Annotated in this window: 9 protein-coding genes; 7 read left to right on the forward strand and 2 right to left on the reverse strand. The window is 61.5% G+C overall.

The genetic code is table 11. The features are described 5' to 3' along the window. The 4 genes from rpsA to QZY44_RS10525 form a co-directional block, all read left to right on the forward strand. On the forward strand, positions 1–1,456 hold a 1,456-nt coding region (gene rpsA, locus QZY44_RS10510; protein WP_295445909.1), incomplete at its 5' end, for a 30S ribosomal protein S1. Positions 1,457–1,561: 105 nt separating this feature from the next. Continuing rightward, entirely contained in the window at positions 1,562–1,894 is a 333-nt protein-coding gene (gene ihfB / locus QZY44_RS10515; protein WP_295445911.1) for an integration host factor subunit beta, read from the forward strand. A 94-nt stretch (positions 1,895–1,988) separates the two neighbouring features. Beyond that, positions 1,989–2,171, forward strand: a complete 183-nt coding sequence (locus QZY44_RS10520) for a hypothetical protein (RefSeq protein ID WP_295445913.1) — start codon at positions 1,989–1,991, stop codon at positions 2,169–2,171. A 494-nt stretch (positions 2,172–2,665) separates the two neighbouring features. Further along, entirely contained in the window at positions 2,666–3,358 is a 693-nt protein-coding gene (locus tag QZY44_RS10525) for a hypothetical protein (RefSeq protein ID WP_295445915.1), read from the forward strand. Positions 3,359–4,741: 1,383 nt separating this feature from the next. Here the strand turns inward: QZY44_RS10525 and QZY44_RS10530 are convergent. Both QZY44_RS10530 and QZY44_RS10535 read right to left on the reverse strand, forming a co-directional pair. After that, entirely contained in the window at positions 4,742–5,059 is a 318-nt protein-coding gene (locus tag QZY44_RS10530) for a helix-turn-helix domain-containing protein (protein WP_295445917.1), read from the reverse strand. A gap of 103 nt (positions 5,060–5,162) precedes the next feature. Further along, positions 5,163–5,492, reverse strand: coding sequence for a DUF6516 family protein (locus QZY44_RS10535; RefSeq protein ID WP_295445919.1), 330 nt, complete (start codon positions 5,490–5,492; stop codon positions 5,163–5,165). A gap of 336 nt (positions 5,493–5,828) precedes the next feature. Here QZY44_RS10535 and QZY44_RS10540 point away from each other — a divergent pair, with 336 nt between their 5' ends. The 3 genes from QZY44_RS10540 to QZY44_RS10550 all read left to right on the forward strand — a co-directional run. Beyond that, positions 5,829–6,839 carry a TRAP transporter substrate-binding protein gene (locus QZY44_RS10540; RefSeq protein WP_295445921.1) on the forward strand — a complete coding sequence of 337 codons (1,011 nt, stop codon included), beginning with the start codon at positions 5,829–5,831 and terminating at the stop codon, positions 6,837–6,839. A gap of 190 nt (positions 6,840–7,029) precedes the next feature. Continuing rightward, the gene (locus tag QZY44_RS10545) at positions 7,030–7,743 is read left to right on the forward strand and encodes a TRAP transporter small permease (protein WP_295445924.1); all 714 of its coding nucleotides are present in this window, start codon (positions 7,030–7,032) and stop codon (positions 7,741–7,743) included. Continuing rightward, positions 7,740–8,735: TRAP transporter large permease subunit (locus QZY44_RS10550; protein WP_295445926.1), on the forward strand; the 996-nt coding region annotated here is incomplete at its 3' end. The genes QZY44_RS10545 and QZY44_RS10550, both read left to right, overlap by 4 nt.

Here is an 8,735-nt window from a genome sequence, read left to right on the forward strand (position 1 = left end):
CGTGGAGGACGACGCCGGCGTCATCGTGCTCTCGAAGCGCAAGGCCGACCGCATCCGCGGCTGGGAAAAGATCATCACCGACCACAAGGAAGGCGACGTGGTCACCGGCCGCGTCATGCGCAAGATCAAGGGCGGCCTGCTCGTGGACATCGGCGTGCCGGTGTTCCTGCCTGCCTCGCAGGTCAATATCCGCCGTCCGGGCGACATCGCCGAGTACATCGGCAAGGAAGTCACCTGCAAGATCCTCAAGATTGACGAGGAGCGCCGCAACATCGTCGTCAGCCGCCGCAAGCTGATCGAGGAAGAGCGCGAGCAGATGAAGGCCAAGGTCATGGCGGAAATCCAGGTCGGCCAGCGCCGCAAGGGCGTGGTCAAGAACATCGCCGACTTTGGCGCGTTCGTCGACCTCGGCGGCATCGACGGCCTGCTGCACATCACCGATATGGCCTGGCGTCGCGTCAAGCACCCGGCCGAGGTGGTCGAGATCGGTCAGGAGATCAAGGTCAAGGTCCTCAAATTCGACCGCGATCGTCAGCGTGTCTCCTTGGGCCTCAAACAGATGGGCGAGGACCCGTGGGTCAATATCTCGCGCCGTTATCCCGAGCACACCCGCGTCTTCGGTAAGGTCACCAACATTGCGGACTACGGCTGCTTTGTGGAGATCGAGGAGGGCGTCGAGGGCTTGGTGCACGTCTCCGAGATGGACTGGACCAACAAGAACATCCACCCCAGCAAGGTCGTCAACCTGGGCGACGAGGTGGAGGTCATGGTGCTGGACATCGACGAGGAGCGTCGCCGCATCTCGCTCGGCATCAAGCAGTGCGCGATGAATCCCTGGGACGAGTTCGGCGTCACCCACAAGAAGGGCGATCACGTCTCCGGCAAGATCAAGTCGATCACCGACTTCGGTATCTTCATCGGTCTGGACGGCGGTATCGACGGTCTGGTGCATCTGTCGGACATCTCCTGGGACGAGCCCGGCGAGCAGGCCCTGCGCCGCTACAAGAAGGGCGACGAGCTGGAGACCGTGGTCCTGTCCGTGGACCCGGAGCGCGAGCGCATCTCGTTGGGCGTCAAGCAGCTCGACCGCGATCCGTTCTCCAGCTTCGTGGCCATCCATGAGAAGGGCAGCTTCGTGGTCGGTGCCATCACCGAGCTCGACGCCAAGGGTGCCACCATCTCCCTGGGCGATGGGGTCGAGGGCTATCTGCGTGCCTCCGAGATCTCGCGCGATCGGGTCGAGGATGCCCGCGCTGTGCTCAAGCTTGGTGACGAGATCGAGGCCAAGTTTATGGGCGTGGACCGCAAGAACCGCACCATTTCGCTCTCCATCAAGGCCAAGGATCAGGAAGAGGAGCAGCAGGCGATCAAGGGCTATGCCCGTGACATCTCCGGCGGTGCAACGACCCTGGGCGACCTCCTGAGAGAGCAGATGGAAGAGGCCGGGCGCGACTGATGCGCGTCGGACCCCTTTAGGCATCGCCAGGGGGGGCCGCTCGGCCCCCCCTGCCATGTCCTGATGCCACTCTGGTCCCCCTTTCCCTTCAGAGGAATCGACATCATGACCAAATCCGAGCTGATCGATGTGCTGGCCGCCGAGCAGGATCACCTGCCATACAAGGACGTAGAGGAGGCCGTGCGCAAGGTCATCGACCGCATGAGCTCCGCCCTGGCCACCGGCGAGCGCATCGAGATCCGCGGTTTCGGCAGCTTCTCGCTGCACTTTCGTCCGCCGCGGATGGGCCGTAACCCCAAGACCGGTGACTCGGTCGCCCTGGCCGGGAAGCACGTTCCCCACTTCAAGCCCGGCAAGGAACTGCGTGATCGCGTCAACGACGCCTTCGAGGCCAGTTTGGAAGAGGCTGCGAGCACGCCCAAGCGCGCCGCGGCCTGAGCCCGGCTGAAGCGCTCCCCCTTCAGGAGCCCAAGGCGTCAGCCTTGACTTCCCCAGTTGAGGCTCACGGCTTGGACTCCGACGGGAAGTTGCCGTGCTTTCGCAGCCATTCCCCGATCTCAAGCCCTTGGTCGTTCTCACGGATATTCGAGAGCGTCTGACTGCGTGCCGCGGTGAGTGGTTGCGCGGACTGGTCTTGTTTGCCCTACGCGCCGGCGGCGATGATCGCGAATACGGCGCCTTGGACGCGATTCCCATGGCCGACGCTAAGCGATAAGCTTTTGATAAAGGAGTATTTATTCCAGCAGCATGCCAGTTCGTCACACAGTAATGCGGCGCCCGCAGGGAAACACTTGACCGAAATTTTCCTGACGCACGCCTTGATATACTGCCAAAAATAAACTATATCCCAGTCGCGCCGCTGGGTCCTTCCACTCGATTTACACAGCGAACCGCTCAATTACAGAACTTTTGGTCGCCTACGACCAGCGCGGGCCAGACGTCCACGGCGTCCCGGAGGACCGCGGATACTCTACGACGTGGTTGGGATAAGGGCGAGGCCAACGGTGTCTGGCGTTCGCTGGAGAACGTAACGTGGATGGAGTGGGTCTTAGCCTTTCTCCTCTGGTTAGGGTAGGCATTGGCGTCCTGTTGGGTGCCTGGCTTAATGGGGCAAGCGCGCACCTGGTGATCCCTGCGTTGGGCGCTTTGTCCGTTCCGGGACGATCGATGATCCTCGCTTGCGGCAATCTCCGGGTCGAAGGAACGCTGATGACCGGGACGACTCTGATCGAGCAAGTCGCCTCCGTTCAGATCCCTGTCGGCGGCATAGTGCAGGCGGGAAGTAGCACCATTGTCGTTGGGGGTGATTGGGAAAATCGGGGTACTTTTCGAGCGGGCTCCGGCACCGTCGTCTTCGGCGACGACTGCAACAGGCCATTATCAGCGTTGCTGGGCAGTGCTACCTTCCACAACCTGGCTTTCACCAGCATCCAGGGTAAGACCTTCTACCTGCAGTCTGGTGCCACTATTACAATAACCGGTAAGCTATCCCTCCAAGGCACGGCAGGCCATTCCATTGGCCTGGCGACGCTCACTGGCGAGCCTGCGACGATTATTCTCGCACCGGGCGCGACGATTGAAAATTCCTACGCAGTCCTCAATCCCAGCGTGCGCATCGACGTACAGCAGGACGTTTACGCCATTACCGCGGTAGCCGACCCTGCGGGTGGCGGCACGGTGTCTTGTTCACCTAATCCCGTCAAGCACGGCGAAACCAGTATCTGCACCGCCGCGGCCAATAAGAGTTACGTTTTTGCCAAATGGGGCGGAAACTGCATGGGCCAGACCGGCACTATGTGTACATTAAGCGGTGTCACCACGTCACAGGCCGTTACCGGTGTCTTTATCGATATGAATCTGGTACTCCCCGGCCGGGCGGGATGGCGGGCGACTCTGAAGTAGCGAACCATGATGCGTTGCACCGGTTCCACTATCATGAATTGTATCAGGGCGACGCTGTTGCCGATAGCGTTGATGATCACCAACCGGCGTCGCCAAGCGTTCCATCATGGGCCTTTTTGGGGCGCTATGCCGCATCTTAGACGTATCCTGACGCCCGGGAACCGACACGTACCTTAATTCTCAAGTCATCGGGACTATGGACATGCGCATACCACTCGCCACCGGCTTGCTAGGCATTTGCTTTTCGGCGTTATTGGTGCAGGCAGCCGATATTCAGTTAGTTCCGCCAGGCGGTGGTGGAGTGGTCGTCACTGACGAGGCCGGTGTCACCGAAGGCTTCCGCGTCAATGCGACTGGGGAGGTTTATGTTCCAGGTCTGCCGCACACTGGCGCGATTGGCACGGACATTACCTGCTTCAATGGCGCCGGGGGTAGTGGCCAATTGACCAAGTGTGCCCCGAACGTCGCGGTGGGGGCGACGGGGCCGCAGGGTACGAAGGGTGATACCGGCGCTACCGGTGCGACGGGGCCGGCCGGCGCCACCGGTGCGACGGGGGCGATCGGCCCGCAAGGTCCGCAAGGTCCGAAGGGCGATACCGGTGCGGCCGGGCCTCAGGGGGCGTCTGGCGCGGTCGGCGCGACCGGCCCGGCGGGATTGACCTGGCGGGGGACTTGGAGCACGGCCAATGCGTATAGAGTCAATGATGTGGTCTATTTTCAGGGGTCATCTTATCAGGCGGTCGTCGCGATAGCCGCCAATGGCACCCAGCCCAGTCCGGCGGCGACGACGCCTTGGACCCTCTTGGCAGCACAGGGGGCTACCGGGGCGACCGGCCCCCAAGGGTCGGTGGGGCCAACTGGGCCGCAAGGTCTGGTGGGGCCGCCTGCAAAAAGCTCTGCTGTATGTGTCAACTCTTACGGCGCCAATGGCAACTACCACTCTGGAGACTGCAGTTGCTCAAGCAGAACCATCTCGCACGTTACCTCTTCCAGCTCATGCCAGGTGACCTCCGAAACCGGGAGTTGCTCTGCATCTGGTAATTCGTATGCCACCCCCATGACCTACGGATCATGCTGCGTTTGTGCATATTAGCGCTCTAGGTTGGGGTGACGGAGGGTCGTAGGGCGATCCGCCACTGCCTGGCGCGGCGATGGCGGAACCGCCTTCGGCGTTCCACGCTACGGGATCTGTTCCCCGTGCGGTAGCTCGGTAGCTTGGGGTGACGAAGGAACCCCAACAGGCATTGCCCTTGGGGGCTTGGCTTGCTTCGTCATACCAACGGACTGGCCCATGAGCCGGGTAAAGTCATGCTTCTGGATGATGCCCCCCGATAGCGGCCAGGATAGCGCGGCCGGATCCGGTTCGGCGTCGGCTGCTGCCGATCAGAATCGTGCCTCCAGCAGTATTTCACCGCGGCTGACTGGCTCGATGAGGTCCATCGGTCCCTGACTGGGGTTCGCAGTCCGGGTCACCGTGACCAAACCGGCCGACTCGAGGAGACGCAGATCCTTCGTCAGCGACTCGCGCGAGCGGGTCAGGCGGATGGAGAGGTCACCGATCGTACCCGGGCGTTCGCGGACCGCGCGAAAGAATGCCAGCCGTCGGGGCGTGAGGAACCGGGCCAAGTCTTCAGGATGCTCGAAGGTCAGCCGGACGCCGCTTGCGACCGGTTGTCCGGCGTCCAGGGTCGCAGCGATCACTTGGCCGCGCTTGAAGAACGCGTCTACCGTTCCTGTGCCGATGCCCGCTGTTGTGGTGGAAAAATCCCGGGGTTGGTCCAGCGGCCCTGGGCCCGTATGTCGGTCAGCGTCCGCGCTCGCGGCGGCCGTCATAGAGTGCACGGAACTCTGACTCAAAGCGGCTTTCGATCTGCTCATAGCTCTCGAACTCTATCGCTTGTACCTCGCCCATGTAATGGCGATGGTGATACCCATGATGATTGTCGTACCCCAGGACTCGGCCATTGTCTGCTGCACAGAGGGTCGGATCGATGTAGGCCAGGCTGTAGCGGCTTACTTGCCCCTGTGCGTCGCGGCGAACGACTCGCTGGAGCAGGATACCGCGCCGCAGGTCCAGGTAATGACGCTCATCGATATTTCCCGGGCTCCCAGGGCGTTGGCGCTTCTTGGGCAACGGGTGTGACTCCAGAGTCCGTGGCCGAAGTATACAGGGCGGCGGCGACGGTCGCGCGCGGGAAGCGGGGCCGTCAGCGTGGTAGTTTGGAGTTCCTTCGTCACTCCAACCTACGGACTGGCTGAAGCGCAGTCCACCCCCGAATCCCGCTCCGCTGCTGGTGGACTGCGCTGCGCTTGTCCACCCTACGATGCCGCGTGGCCGAAATTATGCCCAAGGCTGCGTGCTATTGCCTTGAAGGCCGCCCGGCACACGTGTATCTTTCGGCGAATTCTCCGCCGCCCGGCGTTGAATCGAACAACGCGAACGACAATACACACCGACGAGGAGCGAAGCATGAAAATTCCTGCCCTGCTGGTGGGCCTGGCCCTGTCTCTCGGCGCACTGACGCCCGCGACTGCCGCGGAGCCGCCGATCGTCATCAAATTCAGCCATGTGGTGGCGGCCGATACGCCCAAGGGCAAGGCAGCCGATTTCTTTGCCAAGCGCGCCGCCGAACTCACCGGCGACAAGGTGAAGGTGGAGGTCTACCACAACAGTGCCCTGTACAAGGACAAAGAGGAACTGGAGGCGCTCCAGATCGGTGCGGTGCAGATGCTGGCACCGTCGCTGGCCAAGTTCGGGCCGCTGGGCGTCAAGGACTTCGAGGCCTTCGATCTGCCCTACATCTTCGGTGACTATAAGGCCCTGCATACGGTGACCCAGGGCCCGATCGGCGCGGCGATTCTGAAGAAGCTCGAGCCCAAGGGTATCGTCGGACTAGCCTTCTGGGACAACGGGTTCAAGTCGTTCTCGGCCAGGTTCCCGATCAAGGCCCCGGCGGACATGAAAGGCAAGAAATTCCGTATCCAGTCCTCCAAGGTGCTGGAGGAGCAGATGCGCGCGCTCGGTGCGTTGCCCCAGGTCATGGCCTTCTCCGAGGTCTATCAGGCGCTCGACACCGGCGTGGTAGATGGGACTGAGAACCCGCCATCCAATATGTACACCCAAAAGATGTACGAGGTGCAATCCAATATGACCATGACCCAGCATGGCTATCTGGGCTATGCGGTCATCGCGAATAAGAAGTTCTGGGATGGTCTGCCGGCGGATGTGCGTGGCCAGCTCGAGCAGGCCATGAAGGATGCGACTGAGCTCGCGAACCGGATCGCCCAGGAAGAGAACGACAAGGGCTTGGCAGGTATCCGCGACAGTGGCAAGACGACCGTCTATGTGCCGACGGATGAGGAGCGGCTGGTCTTCAAGAAGCAACTGGTGCCGGTGCACAAGACCATGGAGTCGCGGGTCGGTAAGGAACTGATCCAGTCCATCTACCAGGCGACCGGTTTCAAGCCGGACTCCTTATAAACCGCGCTCGGTGTGCCAGGCGGGGTCTGTGCATTGACTCAACCTCGCCGGCCCCACTAGGCCTCATCGTGACGCGGTTTATATCGTTAATCGTTTTCATTTCTTAAACCGCGTTACGCCGAGTTTCGCTGGGGGCATGACGCCTGGGTCACTCACAACCATGAATGTCTCTCCGGACGCGGTTTAAACAATGAAAATACTCAATCGTCTCGAAGAATGGCTCATTGTTCTGCTCATGGGCGGCGCGACGCTCATCGTGTTCGTCTCGGTGCTCCACCGCTACGCCAGCGGATATAGCATACCCGTCGTGCAGGACTGGCTCTTGTCGCTCAACTTCGGTTGGACGCAGGAGTTGTGCATCATCATGTTCGTCTGGATGGCCAAGTTCGGCGCTGCCTACGGGGTGCGCACCGGTATCCATGTCGGCGTCGATGTGATGGTCAACCGGCTGGCGGACGACAAACGGGCCAAGGTGATCCTGTTTGGCCTGCTGGCGGGTGCACTCTTTACCGGCATCGTGGCCACGCTGGGCACGCGTTTCGTCTGGGAAAACGGCGCGCACTATGGCTTGATGAGTCTCTTTGGTCTCGCTACCGGCGATCTACCGGAGGGTCCGACGACACCCGACCTGGAGTGGCCGACATGGATCGTCTATCTCGCGATTCCTCTGGGTTCGAGCCTGATGTGTTTCCGCTTCCTGCAGGTGGCCTACGCCTTTTTCCAGACCGGAGCACTGCCGCAGCACGACCACGGTCATGTCGATGGCCTCACGGAAGAGCCGATGCCAGTCGATATCAACATCTACGACATGGATGATAACCTGCATTATCGCGACCTCACGCATGACTCGCTGGGCGATTCCGATGCGCCGAATGCTGCCGACCGCAAGGAGGGCCAATCATGAGCGCCCTCATCATCTTCGGGCTGTTGCTGGCCCTCATGCTGACCGGGATGCCGATCTCCATCGCGCTTGGCCTCACGGTACTGACCTTTCTCTTCACCATGACCCAGGTGCCGCTCGAAGCGGTGGCGCTCAAGCTCTTCACCGGCATCGAGAAATTCGAGATCATGGCGATCCCGTTCTTCATCCTGGCGGGCAACTTTCTCACCCACGGCGGGGTGGCACGGCGCATGATCGCATTCGCCTCGGCCATGGTCGGGCACTGGTACGGTGGGCTCGGTCTGGCCGGTGTGGCGGCCTGCGCACTCTTCGCCGCGGTCTCGGGCTCCAGCCCGGCGACGGTGGTGGCCATCGGCTCCATCCTCTTGCCGGCGATGGTCAAGGCCGGGTTTCCAAATAAGTTCGGGGCCGGCATCGTCACCACGTCGGGGGCGCTGGGCATCCTGATCCCGCCGTCCATCGTGATGGTGATGTACTCAGTGGCGACCAATACCTCGGTCGGTGCCATGTTCATGGCCGGTGTCATCCCCGGCATCGCACTGGCCTTCGTGCTGGGCGGCGTCACCTGGTGGCGGGCACGCAAATTCAACTATCCGCGTATGCCCAAGGCCAGCCTCGCCGTGCGCCTGCGGACCTTTAAGGATTCACTCTGGGGCCTGTTGCTGATCGTCATCGTGATGGGCGGCATCTATGCCGGGCTCTTCACGCCGACCGAGGCCGCGGCCATGAGCGCGGTCTATGCCTTCATCATTGCGGTGTTCGTCTATAAGGACATGAGCCTCAAAGATGTGCCGCGCGTGCTGCTGAACTCGGCGAACATGAGCGCCATGCTGCTCTACATCATCACCAACGCAGTGCTGTTCTCATTCCTCATGTCACACGAGAATATCCCCCAGGCCATGGCCGACTGGATCCTCGGCAAGGATCTGGGCGTGGTGACATTTCTGATGTTTGTCAACGTGGTGCTGCTGCTGGCCGGAAACGTGATGGAGCCC

The organism is uncultured Thiodictyon sp. (assembly GCA_903837595.1).
GTDB lineage: Bacteria > Pseudomonadota > Gammaproteobacteria > Chromatiales > Chromatiaceae > Thiodictyon.